At 58.8% G+C, this 19355-nt stretch carries 12 protein-coding genes; 6 read left to right on the top strand and 6 right to left on the bottom strand.

The annotated features are described in order from the left end of the window. Window positions 1–48 precede the first annotated feature (48 nt). The 3 genes from CSQ93_RS04280 (at window position 49) to CSQ93_RS04270 (ending at window position 4484) form a co-directional block, all read left to right on the top strand. Complete coding sequence (locus CSQ93_RS04280; protein ID WP_092716513.1) at window positions 49–1095, top strand: NAD(P)-dependent alcohol dehydrogenase; 1047 nt, start codon at window positions 49–51, stop codon at window positions 1093–1095. Window positions 1096–1395: 300 nt separating this feature from the next. Then, on the top strand, window positions 1396–3822 hold the full coding sequence (locus CSQ93_RS04275; protein WP_099376915.1) for a membrane-bound PQQ-dependent dehydrogenase, glucose/quinate/shikimate family: 2427 nt from the start codon (window positions 1396–1398) through the stop codon (window positions 3820–3822). 11 nt (window positions 3823–3833) lie between these two features. Continuing rightward, a complete protein-coding gene (locus tag CSQ93_RS04270) occupies window positions 3834–4484 on the top strand; it encodes a TetR/AcrR family transcriptional regulator (RefSeq protein ID WP_099376914.1) in 651 nt (216 codons plus the stop codon). A gap of 241 nt (window positions 4485–4725) precedes the next feature. Here the strand turns inward: CSQ93_RS04270 and CSQ93_RS04260 are convergent, their stop codons facing one another. The 3 genes from CSQ93_RS04260 to CSQ93_RS04250 form a co-directional block, all read right to left on the bottom strand. Next, window positions 4726–5070 carry a cyclophilin-like fold protein gene (locus CSQ93_RS04260; protein WP_099377132.1) on the bottom strand — a complete coding sequence of 115 codons (345 nt, stop codon included), beginning with the start codon at window positions 5068–5070 and terminating at the stop codon, window positions 4726–4728. A 238-nt stretch (window positions 5071–5308) separates the two neighbouring features. Next, window positions 5309–6430: an MFS transporter gene (locus CSQ93_RS04255; RefSeq protein WP_199534268.1), complete on the bottom strand. Its 1122-nt coding sequence runs from the start codon at window positions 6428–6430 to the stop codon at window positions 5309–5311. A gap of 102 nt (window positions 6431–6532) precedes the next feature. Further along, entirely contained in the window at window positions 6533–7624 is a 1092-nt protein-coding gene (locus CSQ93_RS04250) for an alpha/beta hydrolase (RefSeq protein WP_099376911.1), read from the bottom strand. 224 nt (window positions 7625–7848) lie between these two features. On the opposite strand from CSQ93_RS04250, the gene CSQ93_RS04245 reads away from it, so the two are divergent. Then, the gene (locus CSQ93_RS04245; protein WP_099376910.1) at window positions 7849–8742 is read left to right on the top strand and encodes a LysR family transcriptional regulator; all 894 of its coding nucleotides are present in this window, start codon (window positions 7849–7851) and stop codon (window positions 8740–8742) included. A gap of 128 nt (window positions 8743–8870) precedes the next feature. On the opposite strand, the gene CSQ93_RS04240 is transcribed toward CSQ93_RS04245, so the two are convergent. Continuing rightward, window positions 8871–10496 (bottom strand): tetratricopeptide repeat-containing response regulator, encoded by a 1626-nt coding sequence (locus CSQ93_RS04240; protein ID WP_099376909.1) that lies wholly within the window; start codon window positions 10494–10496, stop codon window positions 8871–8873. Between the two features lie 349 nt (window positions 10497–10845). Between CSQ93_RS04240 and CSQ93_RS04235 the strand changes: the two genes are divergently transcribed. Then, window positions 10846–11910: a GGDEF domain-containing protein gene (locus tag CSQ93_RS04235; RefSeq protein ID WP_158301113.1), complete on the top strand. Its 1065-nt coding sequence runs from the start codon at window positions 10846–10848 to the stop codon at window positions 11908–11910. Window positions 11911–12103: 193 nt separating this feature from the next. Beyond that, complete coding sequence (purL, locus tag CSQ93_RS04230; protein ID WP_099376907.1) at window positions 12104–16141, top strand: phosphoribosylformylglycinamidine synthase; 4038 nt, start codon at window positions 12104–12106, stop codon at window positions 16139–16141. A 113-nt stretch (window positions 16142–16254) separates the two neighbouring features. Here purL and CSQ93_RS04225 read toward each other — a convergent pair whose 3' ends face one another. Continuing rightward, window positions 16255–18147: an ATP-binding protein gene (locus CSQ93_RS04225; protein ID WP_158301112.1), complete on the bottom strand. Its 1893-nt coding sequence runs from the start codon at window positions 18145–18147 to the stop codon at window positions 16255–16257. A gap of 70 nt (window positions 18148–18217) precedes the next feature. Continuing rightward, window positions 18218–19024: a lipid II flippase Amj family protein gene (locus tag CSQ93_RS04220; protein ID WP_099376905.1), complete on the bottom strand. Its 807-nt coding sequence runs from the start codon at window positions 19022–19024 to the stop codon at window positions 18218–18220. Window positions 19025–19355: the final 331 nt, after the last annotated feature.

Genomic DNA, 19355 nt, shown 5'->3' with positions numbered 1-19355 from the left:
CATGGCACGCGTCCCCCTCGTCACACACATCTAGATACAGGAGTTTTCATGACCACCATCGCCAAAGGCTACGCCGCACTGGGCCCGACTTCCGCACTGCAACCGTTCACGTTCGAGCGCCGCGCCCCGCGCGAAGACGACGTGGCCATCTCGATCAAATACTGTGGCGTGTGCCATTCCGACATCCACCAGGCGCGCGACGAATGGGGCGGCGCCGCCTTCCCGATGGTGCCTGGCCATGAAATCGCCGGCGTCGTCACGGCCGTCGGCGCCAACGTCAGCAAGTTCAAGGTGGGTGACCACGTGGGCGTGGGCTGCTTCGTCGATTCCTGCACCACCTGCAAGACGCGCAATGTGGACCTGGAACAGTACATGCCTGGCCTGATCCAGACCTACAACGGCCTGGAAGCGGACGGCAAGACGGCCACGCAGGGCGGCTACTCGGACAGCATCGTCGTCAAGGAAGGCTATGTGCTGTCGATTCCCGACAACCTGCCGCTGGACGCGGCCGCGCCGCTGCTGTGCGCCGGCATCACGCTGTACTCGCCGCTGAACCACTGGAAAGCCGGTCCTGGCAAGCAGGTCGCCATTTTGGGCATGGGTGGCCTGGGCCACATGGGCGTGAAAATCGCCCACGCCATGGGCGCCGAAGTGACGGTGCTGAGCCAGACCCTGTCGAAGCGCGAAGACGGCCTGCGCCTGGGCGCCGACCATTACTACGCCACCAACGATGCGGAAACGTTCAGCAAGCTGGCCGGCACGTTCGATCTGATCATCTGCACCGTGGGCGCTTCGATCGACTGGAACCAGTACATCAACCTGCTGAAAGTCGATGGCAACATGGTCATCGTCGGCATCCCCGACGGCGCCGTGCCGCCAGTGAACGCCTTCGGCCTGGTGGGCGCGCGCCGCAGCCTGTCCGGCTCCATGATCGGTTCGATCAAGGAAACCCAGGAAATGCTGGATTTCTGCGGCAAGCACAATATTGTGTCGGACATCGAGATCATCCGCATCCAGGATATCAATGAGGCGTTTGAGCGGGTCGTCAAAAGCGATGTACGCTATCGCTTCGTGATCGATATGGCCTCTTTGTAACGCTCGAGAAAAAGCCCAGGGCGTTGTTGCCGCGTCTCGCCGTACTATTCGTACTGTCTTCGACGCGGCGCCTGGCCCTGGGCGTTTTTCGAGCGTTCCAACGGCGTTTGTTTAAACGTCAAAACCGGCAGCACCTCCTCCCATCCCCGCTAAAAATCAAGCTCCTGCGTCAATTTTTCTTTCCTTGCGTCAAAAATCGGCATAAAATGAAACCGTACAGTACAGTTTCACTACGTAGATTTAAAAAATCAGCCATCCCCGGCGTGTTGGCCTGGGCAGGGGAGGCGTCATGGATAAAAAATGGACACTTCAGTAAATAAAGGGGCGCCGGCGATCCCGGCGGTCTTCAGGGGCAAGCGGCTTGCCTTGACGGTTTTTGGCGTTTTTCTTGGATTTTCCGGCCTGGCCCTGGCGGCGGGCGGCATCGAACTGATTACCCTCGGCGGTTCCTGGTATTACCTGCTGGCCGGTCTCGGTTTGACTCTCGCCGGCGTGCTGTATTTGCGCCGCAAGCCGCTGGCGAGCGGCGTTGTCGGCGTGCTGGTGCTGGCCACTTTGCTGTGGGCCGTGTGGGAAATCGGCTTTGCCTTCTGGCCCATGGTGCCGCGTTTGGCGCCGTTCCTCGTCATCGGCCTGGCGGCCGCCTTGCTGCATCCGTGGCTCGCGGGTCGCAAGCATAATGCGCAGTCGCGCGGTTTCGCGGCCCTGTTTGCCGTCGTGCTGGTGGCCGGTTTCTCTGCCATGTTCAAGCCGCACGGCGTGCTGGATGCCACCGCGCAGCCGCAGCAGGATGTTGTGACGGCCATCAATGACGGCAGCGCCAACTGGGCGCATTATGGTTATGGACCGAAGGGCACGCGCTTCGCGCCCTACACGCAGATCGACAAGGCTAACGTCGATCAGTTGCAAGTGGCGTGGACTTACCGCTCGGGCGAGCTGGCCGAAGGCGCGTCCGAAGCGCAGAACACGCCGCTGCAGATCGGCGACACCATCTACACGTGCACACCGACCAGCAAAGTCATCGCGCTGGACGCGGACACGGGCAAGGAGCGCTGGACTTTCGATCCGAAGCCGGCCAACACGAAAACGTGGAACCGCTGCCGTGGCGTGGCTTACTACGAGCCGGCCAAAGTGACAAAGCCATTTCACTTTGACGGCATGACAGCGGCCAGCGCGCCGGTGGCGGGCGTTTGCGCCAAGCGCATCGTGCAAGTGACCATGGATGCGCGCCTGATTCAGATCGACGCGCAGACGGGCAAGCAGTGCGAGGGCTTCGGCGACAAGGGTTCCGTCGACCTGACCGTCGGCCTGGGCAAGGTCAAGATGAACGTGCCGTACTACGCCTACACGTCCGCGCCCACGGTGGCGCGCAACCTGATCATCCTCGGCGGCTGGGTCTTCGATGGCCGCTCCACCGACGAACCGTCGGGCGTCGTGCGCGCCTACAGCGCCGACACGGGGGAGCTGGTGTGGGCCTGGGACCTGGGCAATCCGGCCATCACGAAGCTTCCGCCGGAAGGGCAGACGTACACGCGCAGCACGCCGAACATGTGGTCGACGCCCGCTTTTGATGATGCACTGGGCCTGGTCTATCTGCCGACGGGGAACGAGCAGCCCGACTTCTGGGGCGGCAAGCGTCCGCCATTGACGGAAAAATACGCGTCGGCCATCGTCGCCCTCGACATGGCCACGGGCCGCGAGCGCTGGACGTATCAAACCGTCCACCACGATATCTGGGATTACGATGTGGCCGCGCAGCCGGCCCTGTACGACGTCCCGGACGGCAAGGGTGGAAAAATACCCGCGCTGGTGCAGCTGACCAAGCGTGGCCAGATATTCATGCTGGACCGCCGCACGGGCAAACCGATCGCGGACGTGGTGGAAAAACCCGTGCCGCAGGAACACGCGGCCGGCGACTGGGTGGCAAAGACGCAGCCATATTCCACCGGCATGCCGGCCCTCGGTGCGGAAACGCTGACGGAGCGCGACATGTGGGGCGCCACCTTCTTCGACCAGCTGGCGTGCCGCATCAGCTTCCGCAAGCTCAATTACCAGGGCGAGTTCACGGCGCCCAGCACCCGCGAAACGCTGATCTATCCGGGCTACTACGGTGGCTTCAACTGGGGCGGCGCGGCCGTCGATGAAAGCAATGGCTATATGTTCGTCAACGATATCCGCATGCCGCAAGTGGTCAAGCTGGTGCCGCGCGAAACGGTGGACGTGGCCAAGCTGACGTCGGGCCACGGCGTGGGCAGCACTTATCCGATGGATGGCACGCCGTTCGTCATCGACCACAAGGCGTTTAACTCGCCGCTGGGCATTCCCTGCCAAAGTCCGCCATGGGGCGTGTTTGCCGCCATCGACCTCAAGACGCGCACGAAAGTGTGGGAGCGACCGGCCGGCACGGTGCGCGATGCCGTCATCAACGGCGTGCGCGCCAGGTTGCCTATCCCGCTGGGCATGCCGACCCTGGGTGGTGGCGTGAGCACGGCGTCCGGCCTGGTGTTTTATGCGGGCACGCAGGATTACTATTTGCGCGCCATGGATATCGCCACCGGCCGTGAAGTGTGGAAGGCGCGCATGCCTGTAGGTTCGCAAGGCACGCCGATGACGTATGTGTCGCCCAAGTCGGGCCGCCAGTACGTCGTGGTGGTCGCAGGCGGCGCCCGCCAGAGCCCGGACCGTGGGGATTACGTGATAGCATACGCGCTTCCCAAGACACAGTAAGAGTTTGCTTCATGCCCCAGTTGCGCACCGTTCCAGCTTCCCCGAGTACCCGAAGCGAGGAGCGGCGGCGCAAGCTGCTGGTGGCGGCGGCGGATCTCTTCCTCTCCTCGGGCTACGATGGCGTCAGCATGGATGCCATCGTGGCCGAGGCGGGTGGTTCGAAAGCCACCGCCTACCGCTACTTTGGCAGCAAGCAGGACCTGCTGGTGGCCGTGGTCGAATACCTGTGCGCCGATTTCATCATCGACCTGCGCCGCCTCGATACCTCGCAAGCGGGCCTGGAGCAGGGCTTGCAGCTGATCCTCGATGAACTGGTTGCCGTCGTCACCAGCCCCCGCCACGTGGATTTCTACCGCCTCGTCGTCACGGGCGCCGCCGCCGTGCCGGCCGTGGGCCTCACCTGGTACGAACACGGCCCGCAAGTGTGGCACGCGCTGATCCTGCGCCTGCTGGAACAGCAGCGTACCCAGGGCCGTATCGCGCCCGACACCTCGTTTTCCAACCTGCCGCAGATACTCTTCGACGCTGTCTTTTCACACCTGACCACGCGCACCGTCATGCTGGGGCAGGGCGGCAGTGCGGCCACTTTCCGGCCCTTGATCGCGGAGCTGATCGAGCTGGTGGTGGCAAGGGTGGCGAAGGTGGAGCTCAGCGCGGATTAGGCCAGGGAGGCCAGTAATCCGACAACAAGGTTGGGGTGCTGCTCGGATTACGCGCTTGCGTGCCTCGGGGGCCCTGTCAATCCGATTTGCGCGACAGGGATGTGGCCGACCGCCTTTCTGCGATGGTAGATGTACTGGAAAATGAGCAGCGAAAAGGGCCTGAGCTTATCGGGCAGCATTGCTTTCCGCCGTGTAGGTCTGCTTTCGCCCAAAGCGGTCATTGTGCAAGCCTTGTGGGCGTTCATTTATATTCAAGAAACTGGACCCTAACGTCGTGCTCACCCAGTGCATGGGCCAGCCCAAGCGGATTTGCCACGCGACCAACGTTTGTGTAGGAATACGGTGAAGTAAATGCCTTATAGAAGACAACCAAGGTCTTCGAACCGTACAGCAACAGGTCGCCATTGCTGATCATTTCCATCCTGCTCGCGTTAGCCGGCAGCGCCTTTTGCAGATCTGCATGCTTCTCGTTTCCGTTGAGTTCGGCCATATCCAGTGTCAGCGGCAGCATCTCGGCAAATGCATGCCCGGTCACGTTGTCGGACAAGGTGGCGACGAAGCGATGTTCCCCAACGACCATCCACATGCGCGCCCCCTCGGGCCTCAGGGATGCGCTAGCCGCAACCGGGGCAAGAGCGAATGGCACGGACGCGGACGGCTGTCGGGCTTCGCAAGCGCCGAAGGGTAGCAAGCATAGCAACAGGCCCAGCTTATGCAGCCCTCCGGATAGGCGGCGCTTGCTCATGCTGGTTACTGATGCTGGGCGCCGTTGCGAACCGCTAGCTTGCGTGTAATCATTGTTTGCCCCTTCGTTGGTAGAAGGCTCAGCTTGCCTGCAGCGCTTGCGAGCGCGAGGTCAGGAAGGCAGCCAGCAGCAGGACGGCGGCGCTGGCAATGAACGTGCTCTGATATCCGCTCTTGTCGAACAGGAAGCCGCCGATCGTGGAACCGAGGGCGATGGCGAGTTGCACAACGGCAACCATCAACCCGCCCCCTGCCTCTGCCTCGCGCGGCAGCGTTGTAGCTAACCATGACCACCAGCCCACCGGCGCAGCGGTCGCGACAACGCCCCAGATGCCCAGCAGTACCGTCACGGCTGCAACCTTGCTGCCAAAGATGGTCAGCGTCACGGCGATCATTGCCATCAGGATGGGAATGGCAACCAGTGTCCGGGAAAAATTCCACTTCAGGCACTTGCTGATGACGGTGGTGCCGATAAAGCCGCCAACGCCAATCACCAGCAGTATCAGCGACAGCGTGGATATGTCTACGCGCGTCACGCTTTCAAGGAATGGGCGCAAATAGGTGAACAAGGCGAACTGCCCCATGAAAAACGTGCTGACAGCCAGCATGCCCAGGGCAACCTTCGGATCCCGAAGCAGTTTGAAGGCGTTTCGGGAGGCCGCCGAGTCAGCCTGGGGCGGCATGGAAGGCAGGCTGATCCACTGCCAGACAAAGGCAACCATGGCCACTGGCACCAGGCAAAAGAAAGCGCCACGCCATCCGATGATGGACCCAAGGTAACTGCCCAAGGGCGCGGCGACGACGGTCGCCAGCGCATTGCCGCCATTGAACACGGCCAGCGCGCGCGGCACCTGACGGGAGGGCACCAGGCGCATCGCGGTGGCGGCCGACAAAGACCAGAAGCCGCCAACTACCACGCCGATCAGCGCACGTCCCGCCATGTACAGGACATAGTTCGGCGCCATCGCGACGACGGCCCCGGAGACGGCCATCAATGCTGTCAACCCCAGCAGGAGCATCTTGCGATTCATGCTCCTGGCGATTGTGGAAATCGACAGGCTGGTGAGCACGGCGAATGCCCCGGATATGGCAATTCCCTGTCCGGCCAGTCCTTCGCTGACGCGGAGATCCCTGGCCATGGGCGTCAACAGGCTGACGGGCATGAATTCCGAGGCGATCAGCGCGAAAACGCACAGCGTCATGGCGAAGACCCCGCCCCACATGGCCACCTGCGTACCAGCGTCAGCATGCCCCTGCATGCCATCTGGAGGCATGCTGCTTATTGGTGCTGTCATGGTATGCGCCTATGCCAGATTCTTGTGGAAGAATGCGTTCAGCTTCTCCCAAGGGATGAGTTTCACCCGGTCATACAGATCGACGTGCCCGGCGCCTGGAATGACCACCAGTTCCTTGGGCTGGGCCGAAAGCCGGTAAGCCTCTTCGCTGAATTCCCGGGAATGCGCCTGGTCGCCCGTGATGAGCAGCATGGGACGCGGGGAAATCGTCTCGATGTCGTTGAACGGATAAAAGTTCATGAACTTGACGTTGCTGGCCAGCGTCGGGTGCGTCGTCAGTTCGCGCGACGACCCTGCTGGCGTGAACTCGCCGCGCGAGGTGCGATAGAAGTCGTAGAACTCGCGCTGGATTGGATGCGTATTCCCATCGAGCTTGTGCACGGTTCCACCGGTGTACCTGATGGCGCCACCGGTAAATTCCACGTAGCGCTGTTGCGCCGCCTCGGCAATGATCTGCTTGCGCTGCGCTAGCGTCTGCGAGTGGTGCAGCGTATTGCGGTTGGCCCCGCCCATGTCATACATGCTGACAGTGGCAATCGCCTTCATGCGCGGATCGATCTTGGCGGCACTGATGACAAAACTGCCGCTGCCGCAAATGCCGAGCACGCCGATCCGTTCCCTGTCGACAAATGTCTGGGTGCCCAGGTAGTCCACCGCCGCGCTGAAGGCTTCGGCGTAGATGTCCGGCGCTACCGTATTGCGCGGCTGGCCGGCGCTTTCGCCCCAGAACGACTGATCGATGGCCAGGGTGACGAAACCCTGTTCGGCCAGTTTCTGTGCGTACAGATTCGAGCTTTGCTCCTTTACCGCGCCCATCGGGTGGCCGATGATGATCGCGGGATGCTTGGTATTGCGGTTGAGATCCTTGGGCATGAACAGATCGCCGACGATCTGCATCTGATACTGGTTGTTGAAACTGACCTTGCGCCCAGCGACTGTTGCGCTCCTGTAGAAGTTGTCAGCGTTGTTCGATATGTCCGGCACTGGCCGGTTACTGGCGGCAAACGCTGGACTAGCGGCAACGGAAAGGCTGCCAAGCACGGCCATGCCGGTGCCAGCAGTCTTCAGGAAATCACGGCGTGCAACATCATCAATGGTCATGTCTGCTTCTCCAGTTCGTTAGGTATGGGGCACTTGGTATGCGTTGACGTGCATCGTACGTCGCGCTTAAGGCACCTGCGCACCGAAATCTCGAACAGGCATATGTGCAGGAGCCATGAATACTCTGTATATTTATATTAAAAATCGCACATTCCAGTTGGTATCATCGCTTGCAAGGCAATACGACGGGATACCCTTAACAGCCGGCTTCAGGAATTGTTCAAATGGCCAGAGATAATATTATTGATATTCTTATATTTTTCGAGGTCGCTCGCCAACGCAGCTTCACCCGTGCCGCCATCAAGCTAGGCATGTCCCAGTCCACTCTCAGTCACATCATTCGGGATCTGGAAGCCCGGCTGGGCGTGCGGCTGCTCAATCGTACGACCAGGAGTGTTTCGCCGACCGAAGCAGGCGAGCGCCTGCTGAGCAATGTCGCGCCGCGGCTTGATGAGGTGCATGCCGAAATCGCTGCTGTCAGCGATTTGAATGGCAAGCCGGCGGGTACTGTGCGCATCACTGCCATCGACCATGTTATTGATACTCTGCTGTGGCCAAGGCTGGCACCGGTGCTGCCCCAATATCCAGACCTGAATATCGAGATTCAATCCGATTACAAGCTGATCGATATTGCGGCGGACCGTTATGACATCGGAGTACGGTATGGAGACCAGGTGGCGGAGGATATGATTGCCGTGCGGCTCACGCCCGACATTCCAACCATGATTGTTGGTTCGCCTGGCTACTTTTCCTGGCATGCGCAACCTGCCAATTTGCAAGATTTGATGAAGCACAACTGCATCACGCTGCGGCTGGCAAGCAGTGGCGGCATCTACGCATGGGAACTGCAGCATGATGGACACAACGTGGAAGCCCGGGTGCGCGGCCAGGCCGTGTTTACCAGCGCCATACCCATGGTACAAGCGGCCTTGAGCGGTAATGGCCTGGCGTTTGTCACGGAAGACCTGGTGGCGGGGCACATACGGGAAGGCCGATTAATCAGCGTCATGAAAGACTGGTGCGGGAAGTTTCCTGGCCTCCATGCCTACTATCCCAGCCGCCGCCACGAATCGAGGGCACTTCGGATTGTTGTCGAAGCTATTCGTCACAAGGAGTAGGCCAAGGAGCCGATCGTCAGATCAGACCGCACCTAAATTGATGTGTCCGAGGCGCGGCAACATACAGCCCATCTTTCTGGCCGTCCGCTTCTGGCCGCCTGCGGGCGTTCAATCGGTTTGTAATAGTGTCAAGTAGCGATACCATACTTGTGTTGCGTGGCTGCATACTGCTGCTTCAGCGACTCCAGCTGCGGATGCTTGGGATCGATCTTGCGGATCACCTGCATCTGGTGCTGCGCCTGTTCGGCCAGCGGGGCTTCCCAGCCCAGCATGTTGAGCTGGCGCAAAATGGCGTCGACGGAGGCGAACAGCACGGGCAGGTTGCCTGGCGTCTTGCGCAGGGCCTGGCGCAGCACGAAGACGGCGCCCTTGAGCTCTCCGCTTTCCGACTTGCTGGCCGCATCCTGCATCAGTTCCTGCACCTGGTTCGTGATCTGCTGGCCCATGCCTTGCGCCAGATCATGGCGACCCGCTTTTTCAAACACGTCGACGGCCGCTTCCATCGTCACATCGCTGTCGGCCTCGTTGACGAGTTTCATCATGACGTCGGACGCGGCTTGCTCCAGGTTGTTTTTCAGGCAGCTTTGCACGAGGCCCACCTTCAGCTGCGTCGACAGGCCGCGCGCCGTGTCCAGGGCGGCGGCGGCCAGCTGCAGTTCGCCAGCGGCGGCGATGTCGTTGCCCGACAGTTCATGCAGCATGGCGGCCGAGATGGCGCGGCACGCTTCCACGTTGGCGCCGCCGCGCAGCGAGCGCTCCATGTCGCGCAGCACGCCGCTCGCCTGCGGCGCATCGCCTTTCTTGACCAGCGTCTTGACCAGGTTGACGTGGTCTTCCGGGTCGCGGAATTCGGAGTACTTCGCTTTCGTCACCACCTGTTTATACGCCCGTTCGGCCGCACCGATGTCGCCCGTGTCATAGGCGATGCCGCCCAGGTGGCGCAAGCGGCGCACCATGTGCGGCGAGATGGCCACCGCGTCCTCGAGGATTTTCTTCGCCTGCAGCTGCTGGCCCATGGCTTCATGGTTCTTCGCAAGAAGGTCATAGGCGGCCATGAAGCGGGGATAGACCTCCACCAGTTCCAGCAGCGCATCCTGCGCCTCTTCGTGGCGCTGCTGCTCGAACAGGGTGCGCGCCAGTCCCAGGTGGGCCCAGGCCATGGGGCGCGTGGCCAGCATGTCGCCGTACAGCTGTTCCGCTTCCTTCCATTCATCGAGCGCGATATGCAGCTCGGCGCGCAGGCGGACGAAATCGCCCGCCAGGCGCGGGTGCTGCAGCTCGGCCGCGCGGCAGCTTTTCACGGCTTCGCGCAAGTCGCCCTTGTCGATCAGCTGGTAGGTGGGCAGGAACATGGCGCGCCGCTCGATGGCGCGCGCGATGCGTCCGCTCAGCACATCGACGGTGAACGGTTTTAATATGTAGTCGGACGGGGTCAGCTCGGCCGCGCTGATCACCTTGCTGTGGATGGCTTCCGAGGTCAGCATGATGAAGATCGTCCACAGCCCGATCAGCTTGTGGTGGCGCAAGTCTTCCAGCAATTGCTGGCCATCCTGGCCGTCCGTGCCACTACCAAGATCGTATTCGCACAGGATGATGTCGAACGGTTTCTTCGTCAGCAGGCGGATGGCCGTGCCGGAATTGACGGCATATTCCACCTTGGTGATGGCCGCCTGGTTCAGCATATTGTGCAGATTGCCCCGCATGCTGGGGTTCGGGTCGACGATCAGGACAGATAAATCGCTAGTTTCTGGCATTGTTCAGCTCTCGTTCATCTGTTCGGTCATTGCGGGAACTCTTCTTATATATGTATCTGCCTGGCATTACTATTTTTTATCAGCATACTGCAAAGCCGGTCGACACTGCCAGCAAAATGCATGCAATCGGGCGCGGGGCAGGGCGCAGGACGCCTCCTATGGCGTGCGGCGTTGTATTTCATGGCGTCGACGCCCGGTGCGCGGCTGACGGGGGCGCAAATTTCAGCACATAGTTGACTAGCATGATAGTATCCTAATTACAACTAGTGTTGGATGCCGCGCAATCTTGCGGCCAGGCATGCGCAAGGCTGTACCGGGCGCTTTTCTTCTTTCTGGTGTCGATACCCGTATGCGTGTTCCTGACCTTTCTTCCCTGCGGCGCATTGCCGTCCCCCTTGCCTTTGGCGGCAACAGCGAACAGCAGCACACCTATTTTGCGGAGCTGCACCGGGTCGGCATGGTCACGCAGCTGCTGGGCATCATTGCCTACAGCCTGACCTGGCTGATGATGCCCGAGCCCTATCATCCGAACTTCTCGCACGCCGTGCTGGCGCTGCTGGGCATGTTGACCAGCCTGATCGTGCGCTACCGCTGCACCACCTTGCCTGTGCTGACCATTACCGGCGCCTGCGCCGTGCTGACCCTGACCTTTGGCCTGCGCACCATGGCCGATGCCGTCCATCACGCCAGCTTCTGGGTCTTGCCCGTGGGCGTATTCATGACCCTGGCCATCGCCTCCATCTTCAATGGCGGCCTCAGCTACCTGGCCGTGGTGGCCGGCGTGTGGTGGAACGTGGGCCACGGCCTGTATCCCGTCAACGCAGGCTTGCCCGACCAGTCCTGGGCGCCATTGATGATCGCCGTCAGTGTGCTGTTCGGGCTGGCGCTGAATGTCAGCTTCAGTTTATTGCGATTGCGCAACTATCACTCCAAGCTGGAATTGACGCGGCTGGCCTTTCAGGACAGCCTGACGGGTCTGAACAACCGCCGCATGTTCACGCAGCGCGCCCAGCAGATGCATGGCGCGCCGCAGGGCGGCATGCTGTATTTCCTGATGATCGATATCGACGATTTCAAGATCATCAACGACCAGCAGGGCCACGACGCGGGCGACGAGGTACTGGTGCGCACGGCCGCCATCATCGCGGACAAGGCGCAGGGCCATCTGTGCGGGCGCCTGGGCGGCGAGGAATTCGGCATTGTCTACGCGGGCAGCCGCGAGGATGCGGGCGCCTTTGCCGGCGGCCTGGTCGAGGCCGTCAGCGCGGCCTTCCATGCGGCACAGTTCGTGTCGATCAGCGTGGGCGTGGCCGAGCTGGACCGGGGCAAGGAACTGGGCCACAGCTACCGGCTGGCCGACGAGGCCCTGTACCTGGCCAAGCGGCAGGGCAAGAATCGCTATGTGATCGCCTGAGGTAAGCCTGAGGGTGTTGTTGCCGTGTCAAAAACTGCCGTTGTGCGGGGCAAAAGGGTGGCAAAGCCCCAAGTTCCGGTCATAAGGCAGGGGTAAAACGGGTATAATGCGCGCAAAGGAAATTTGCCGTACGAAAGATATTGTCATACCTACCTTTAACCCGCAGCCACGCTGCATCAACCACCTTCCAATCATGTTGATACTGCCGGGTTCCAATGCCCTGTCCCATTTCCGTAGCCACCGTCTGTTAAGCCAACTGCAAGCCGTCTCGCCTGCGATTGTTGCCGTACAAGCACGCTATGTCCATTTCATCGATGCCAGCGCGCCTCTCACCAATGACGACAGCACGCGCCTTGGCGCCTTGCTGACGTACGGCGAGCCGGCCCACGCTGACAATACGGAAGGCGCTGCCGAAGAATTCTTCGTCATCCCCCGTTTCGGCACGATTTCGCCGTGGGCCTCGAAAGCCACCGACATCGCGCACAACTGCGGCATGGCGCACATCAAGCGCGTCGAACGCGGCATCGCTTTCCGCATCAACCTGAAATCGGGCATCCTGGGCAGCGCCATTGGCGCCGGCAAATTGACGGACGAGCAGGTACAGGCCGTGGCCGACCTGCTGCACGACCGCATGACGGAATCCGTGCTGCGCAGCGCGGACGACGCCAAGGACCTGTTCCGCACCCTGGAAGCGCGCCCGCTCGAATCGATCGACTTGCTGGGGCAGGGCAAGGCAGCGCTGGAAACGGCGAACACGGAACTGGGCCTGGCGATGTCGGAAGACGAAATCGACTACCTGGACGCCGCCTTCACCAAGGCTGGCCGCAACCCGACGGACGTGGAACTGATGATGTTCGCGCAGGCGAACAGCGAGCATTGCCGCCACAAGATATTCAACGCCGACTGGACCATTGACGGCGTGGCGCAGCCCAAGTCGCTGTTCGGCATGATCAAGAACACGCACGAACTGCAGCCGAAGGGCACCGTTGTCGCCTACAGCGACAACTCGTCCATCATGGAAGGCGCGACCGTGTCGCGCTTCTACCCGCGCGGCGCCAACCACGAATATGCGGCGTCGACGGAACTGACGCACACCCTGATGAAGGTGGAAACGCATAACCACCCGACGGCCATTTCTCCATTCCCTGGCGCCTCCACGGGCGCGGGCGGCGAGATTCGCGACGAAGGCGCGACGGGCCGCGGCGCCAAGCCGAAAGCTGGCCTGACCGGCTTTACGGTATCGAATTTGTCGCTGCCGGACGCCGTGCGCAGCTGGGAAACGGCCGCTTCCGTAACGGCGCCATTGGCGGGCCGTACGGATGCGGACCAGTACGGCAAACCGGAACGCATCGCTTCGCCGCTGCAAATCATGATCGAAGGCCCGCTGGGCGGCGCCGCGTTCTCGAACGAATTCGGCCGTCCAGTCCTGGGCGGTTACTTCCGCACGTATGAACAGAACGTCGGCGTCGACAAAGACGCCGTGTTCGGCTACCACAAGCCGATCATGATCGCTGGCGGCATCGGCAATATCTCGGCGCAGCACACGCACAAGAACGACATCCCCGTCGGCAGCCTGCTGGTGCAGCTGGGTGGCCCGGGCATGCGCATCGGCATGGGCGGCAGCGCCGCTTCGTCGATGACCACCGGCAGCAACACGGCCGACCTGGACTTCGATTCCGTCCAGCGCGGCAATCCGGAAATGGAACGCCGCGCCCAGGAAGTCATCAACGCCTGCTGGCAAATGGGCGCGGACAATCCGATCATCTCGATCCACGACGTGGGTGCGGGCGGCTTGTCGAACGCGTTCCCGGAAATCACCAACGACGCCAAGCGCGGCGCGATTTTCGACCTGCGCAAAGTGCCGCTGGAAGAATCGGGCATGGCGCCGAAGGAAATCTGGAGCAATGAATCGCAGGAACGCTACGTTCTGGCCATCGCGCCGGAAAGCCTGCCACTGTTCAAAGCCATGTGCGAACGCGAACGCTGTTTGTTCGCCGCCGTGGGCGTGGCCACCGAAGAGCGTCAGCTGAAACTGATCGACCCGGAACTGGGCAACGAGCCGGTCGACATGCCGATGGACGTCTTGCTGGGCAAGCCGCCGAAGATGCAGCGCGACGTGGTCCACGTGGCCAACGATTTCCCGGCGATTGACTTGACGGGCATGGACTTGAAGGATGTGGCGCAAAAAGTGCTGCTGCTGCCGACCGTGGCCGACAAATCCTTCCTGATCACCATCGGCGACCGCAGCGTAGGCGGCATGACCGTGCGCGACCAGATGGTGGGACCATGGCAAGTGCCGGTGGCCGATTGCGCCGTCACCACCATGAGCTTCGAAGGTTATCTGGGCGAAGCGATGGCCATGGGCGAACGCACGCCGCTGGCCGTCATCGACGCTGCAGCTTCTGGCCGCATGGCCGTGGGCGAAGCCGTCACCAACATCGCCGCCGCAGCAATCAGCGACATCTCCGACATCAAATTGTCCGCCAACTGGATGGCCGCTTGCGGCCAGCCTGGCCAGGACGCGGCCCTGTACGACACGGTGAAAGCCGTCGGCATGGAACTGTGCCCGGCGCTGGGCATCAGCATCCCGGTCGGCAAGGATTCGCTGTCGATGCGCACGACGTGGAAAGACGAGAGCACGGGCGCGGCGAAATCCGTCACGTCGCCGGTGTCGCTGATCGTTTCCTCGTTCGCGCCAGTGACCGACGTGCGCAAGTCGCTCACGCCGCAGCTGAAAACGGACCAGGGCGACACGTCCTTGATCTTGATCGACCTGGGCCGCGGCAAGAACCGTTTGGGCGCTTCCGCTCTGGCGCAAGTCATGGGCCAGTTGGGCAATGAGACGCCTGACGTGGACAGCGCGGAAGACCTGAAAGGCTTCTTCGCCGCCATCCAGAAATTGAACAGCGACGACAAGCTGCTGGCCTACCATGACCGTTCGGACGGCGGCCTGTACGCCACCCTGACGGAAATGGCCTTTGCCGGCCACACGGGCATGTCCGTCAACCTGGACATGCTGACCATGGAAGGCGAGCACTCCAGCGACTGGGGCGACGCCAAGAACTGGACGGGCCAGGTAGCGGAACGCCGCAACGAACTGACCCTGCGCGCCTTGTTCAGCGAAGAGCTGGGCGCCGTAATCCAGGTGCGCGCGGAAGAAAAGTCGCTCGTCATGGACGTGCTGCGCACCTTCAACCTGGGCGCCTGCAGCCATATCATTGGCAAATTGAATGACCGCGACGTGATCGAATTCACGCGCGACGCCAAGCTGATTTACACCCAGCCACGCGCCGAACTGCACCGCCTGTGGAGCGAAACGAGCTGGCGCATCGCCCGCCTGCGTGACAATCCAGCTTGCGCGGACGCGGAATACGACCGCCTGCTGGACACGCAAGATCCGGGCATGTCGCCGATCGTCACGTTTGACCAGAACGAGAACATCGCCGCGCCATTCATCGCCACCGGCGTGCGTCCGCGTGTCGCCATCCTGCGCGAGCAGGGCGTCAACTCGCACATCGAGACGGCGTACGTGATGCACCAGGCAGGTTTCACGGCTGTCGACGTGCACATGAGCGACCTGATTGCCGGCCGCGTCAAACTGGACGACTTCCAGGGCGTCATCGCCGTGGGCGGCTTCTCGTACGGCGACGTGCTGGGCGCGGGCGAAGGCTGGGCGAAGACGATTCTGTTCAACGCCAGCCTGGCGGAACAGTTCGCGCGCTTCTTCAACCGCACGGACAGCTTCGGCCTCGGTATCTGCAACGGCTGCCAGATGATGAGCAATTTGAAATCCATCATCCCTGGCGCCCACGCCTGGCCTAAATTCACGCGCAACAAGTCGGAGAAATTCGAAGGCCGCTTTGCCATGGTCGAAGTGATGGATTCGCCATCGATCTTCTTCAACGGCATGGCCGGCACCCAAGCCGGCATCGCCATCGCCCACGGCGAAGGCTACGCCGACTTCTCGCAAACGGGCGACATCACCCAAGTCACCAAAGCCATGCGCTTCGTCGACAACAAGGGTGCCGCCACCGAAGCGTACCCGTACAACCCGAACGGCTCGCCGGAAGGCATCACCTCCGTGACCACGCCAGACGGCCGCTTCACCGTGCTGATGCCGCACGCGGAGCGCGTATTCCGCAGCGTGCAGCAGTCCTATCACCCTGAAGCATGGGGCGAGGATTCGCCGTGGATGCGCATGTTCAGGAATGCACGGAAGTTTGTGGGGTAATTAGCTCGCTTGCGGGGCAGCGCTGAAGTTCAAGGCGCTGCTGCTGGGGTGGGAATGAGAAAGCCGCTGTCGGGAGACAGCGGCTTTTTTTGTAAGATATGACCTAAATTTTTCTACGGCTTGGTGAATTTGCAATCGAAGCTGTTTGAGATGAGTTCACGAAGATTAATTACAGTAATTTTGTTTTCATATGTTCCACCGTCGGTATTCTCAATATCGAAAATTTCCCATTCGAAAGTATTTCCAGGTATTTTTCGTACATTTCCGAAGCATGTAAATGTATCTCTAACGGGTTTGTCCTCGTCGACATTCACGCCCCAAGCAACAATAAAATCAACGACTGCAAGTGCATGATTAAATGGGCCAAAGTTGTTAAATTCATACTTGTACTCGATAGAGCAAATATTTTTTTCATGTAGCGGCAACTTCGCGTTTTCGTCGCGTAACCCTAAGCTATCTATGCCTTGAGTTGAAAAGGTTATGATCCTTCGCCAATATTTTTCAAAATCTTTGTTTTTCCCAGTGAGGGCAGAAAGTTGAGAGTACATCACTCCGACCAAGTACTCTTCGCCAGGTTGAGGGGATAAGAATAGGTGTTTTTCTCCTGTGGAGTCAGTTATTCTAATTCTCTCCCGGGATTTAATGTTGGATTTTGCTAACTCCAACATTTCAATTTGTTCATTAAGCAAATTTTCGGAGCTTTCTCTTCTTAGTCTGGAAAGTAATTCCGCAAACGTATAGTCAGTTGTGAATTGTGTATCTAGGAATTTTTTTATTTCAGAGACAAAATTTGGATCGGTCAAAGTATCATATGCTCGCTTACTAAGTGCACTTCTATTTGTTACTAAATCAAAGTCTCCGTCAATTATTAAAGAGTAATGGCTCGCAGCATCCCCTTCAGATAAAACCTCGTAGCCATCTATTCTTGTTAAAATGTCGGGATATTTGCAGATTTTTATACCTTTAACTGAGATGAATACGCCTCTTTGATCACTTAGCCTGATTCCAGACTTTCCTTGGCCTTTTCTTCCTAGATTTGGATACTCGTCATGTGCACGCCGATTCCCATCAATTGCTAAAATAATTGAAAATTTATTTGGTCCGACGCTAAATTTTTTTGCTGATCGACTAAAAAATCTACCATCTCTTAAGCGTGCAATTTGTGCAGGACCTTTTAAGCTTGGATCAATATTACCTTTCTCAAGATATGGATATCCAAATGGTATTTTTGATGTGTGCTCGTCAGCGAATAATGTAAAATCAGCTGCCCTTAGGCCGGATGTGACTTGTTGACGTTGGCTTGCTGTAAAACCTTGTGTTGTTGTTAAATGTCGAACGTCCCCGTGTCGAGTGTAAAATTGAATGTAATTTTGAACATAGGATTCATTTGGCGATGAGCTAAATGTGAAGTGTTTTAGGTATGCTTCAGTCTCTAAATGGTCAATGAGAACAAGGGTTATGGAAGGTGATAGGTTTTTGTCTTCTATTGCATTTTTAATATATGAGATTGCTGTAGCTGTATCTGCGGTTGCTGCATGTATAAATGAATCAAGAATTTCATTTATGTTATTTGAAATAATTGGTGTAATATCAAAGTTGGTATCGAGGTTGGCTCTTGGGTTGTCAATGGTCTTATATTTCCATGTCCCCTTATTTTTGTCAGGAGTCGTTGCAACTAAAATTCGTGCACATGCAAAGCATAGTTTTGATCCTTGACATTTATAGCCAATAGTTTCACCTTGCTTTTTTGTTGATTTTCCTATTGAGAAAAATGCTTCCCATGGTGTTATGCCATTAATTTTTGTTTCGTCATCCAACCCAGTTCCATCGTCAAGAAAGATAAATCCTTGTCGATCTTTTAGTGGTACATATACCATATGGGTCGCTTTTGCATCATAGGAATTTGATATCAATTCTCTAAGAACTTCACATGGATCATTTCTATTTACTGAAAGTTCGCCTAAAACATGGCTAAATTCGATCTGAGGACGCATATTTTCTTTCAAGAAATCATTCCTTATGAATGAGTAGGTTGCTAAATGAGAAATTCAATCTGCTAGGATTTTCTTATAATCGTTATATACTTTTCGCCACCCCCACAATCACCACCGCCGACGGCACCAGCAAAAACTGCGCAATCAGCGTCCCCGCGAATCTGCTCCCCACCAGCCATACCACCGCCCGCCGGAATTGCGATTCTTCGATCTTGCCTTCGATGACGTCATCCGTCATGCCCGACATGTGCGGGTCGATGAAGACGGCCATCATGATGGTGGCGCCGCCGTTGATGATCGATGAAAGCGTGCTGGAGGTGACTCTCACGCTGGGGTCCAGCACGCCTGCGTACAAGGCGGCGAAGACACCGACCGTCCACAATGCCGTGGCGATGACGTTCATGGCTGTCATGGAGACGGAGACGCCGGATTGTTGGCGCAGTCCGGTGACGTTGGCGGGCTTGGGCAGGCTGGCCGAGGTCTTGAGGTAGGACAGGCCGCCCTTGAAGACGGCGTGCAGCAGCAGTTTCGGTACCGACCTGTGTACCTGGAAGTGCTCGACAGCGCGGCAGAAGGCGCGCTGGAAGGTGGGGATCAGGATCGCGCCGAGGATGGTTGCCAGGCTGGCGGAAAATAGCAGCCAGCGGAAGTCGAGCAATAGCGTGCTGGCGGCGACGTGCTGGTCTATGCCCGTTTCCACCCGCTTGGCGAGGAATGGCCCGAGGAAGGAATTTGAAGTGCGCGACAGCAGCATCAAAATACTGAACAGGGCCAACGACACGGCGATGCGCCGCGTGCGGATGCCGGCGATGCGCACGGAGTAGGCGAGGGTGCCGATAATGTGGATGATGAACGTCAGTGCGCAAATCAACAGCAATTGCTTGTCCATCACAACCTTGCAGTAAAGAAAAAGTAATTCCATGCTGCCATGGAGTTACTTATTTTTCAACTGCAAAGAAAATAATTATCACGTGATCTAGCTTTTGTGGTGTTTTATGCGCGTTAGTGTGGCGTTGGCTGAATTCCCCCCTAATGCAGAAACTGGGGTCAGACCCGACAGGGGTAGTGTCCCCCAATGGGGGACACTACGATCACGAAGTGACTGACCCCGGCCTTTGCGCTTGGGTTTGGCCATGCCAGTATCGGGGCATAGCGCGCTCCCAGTGCTTGCATTTCACCCCCGCGCCCTCATCTGGGTTGCAATGGTAGCCTGTAGCGCT

The sequence above is a fragment of the Janthinobacterium sp. BJB426 genome, assembly GCF_002735705.1.
Taxonomy (GTDB): Bacteria; Pseudomonadota; Gammaproteobacteria; order Burkholderiales; family Burkholderiaceae_D; genus Janthinobacterium.
This window is presented reverse-complemented; position numbering and strand designations above follow the sequence as displayed.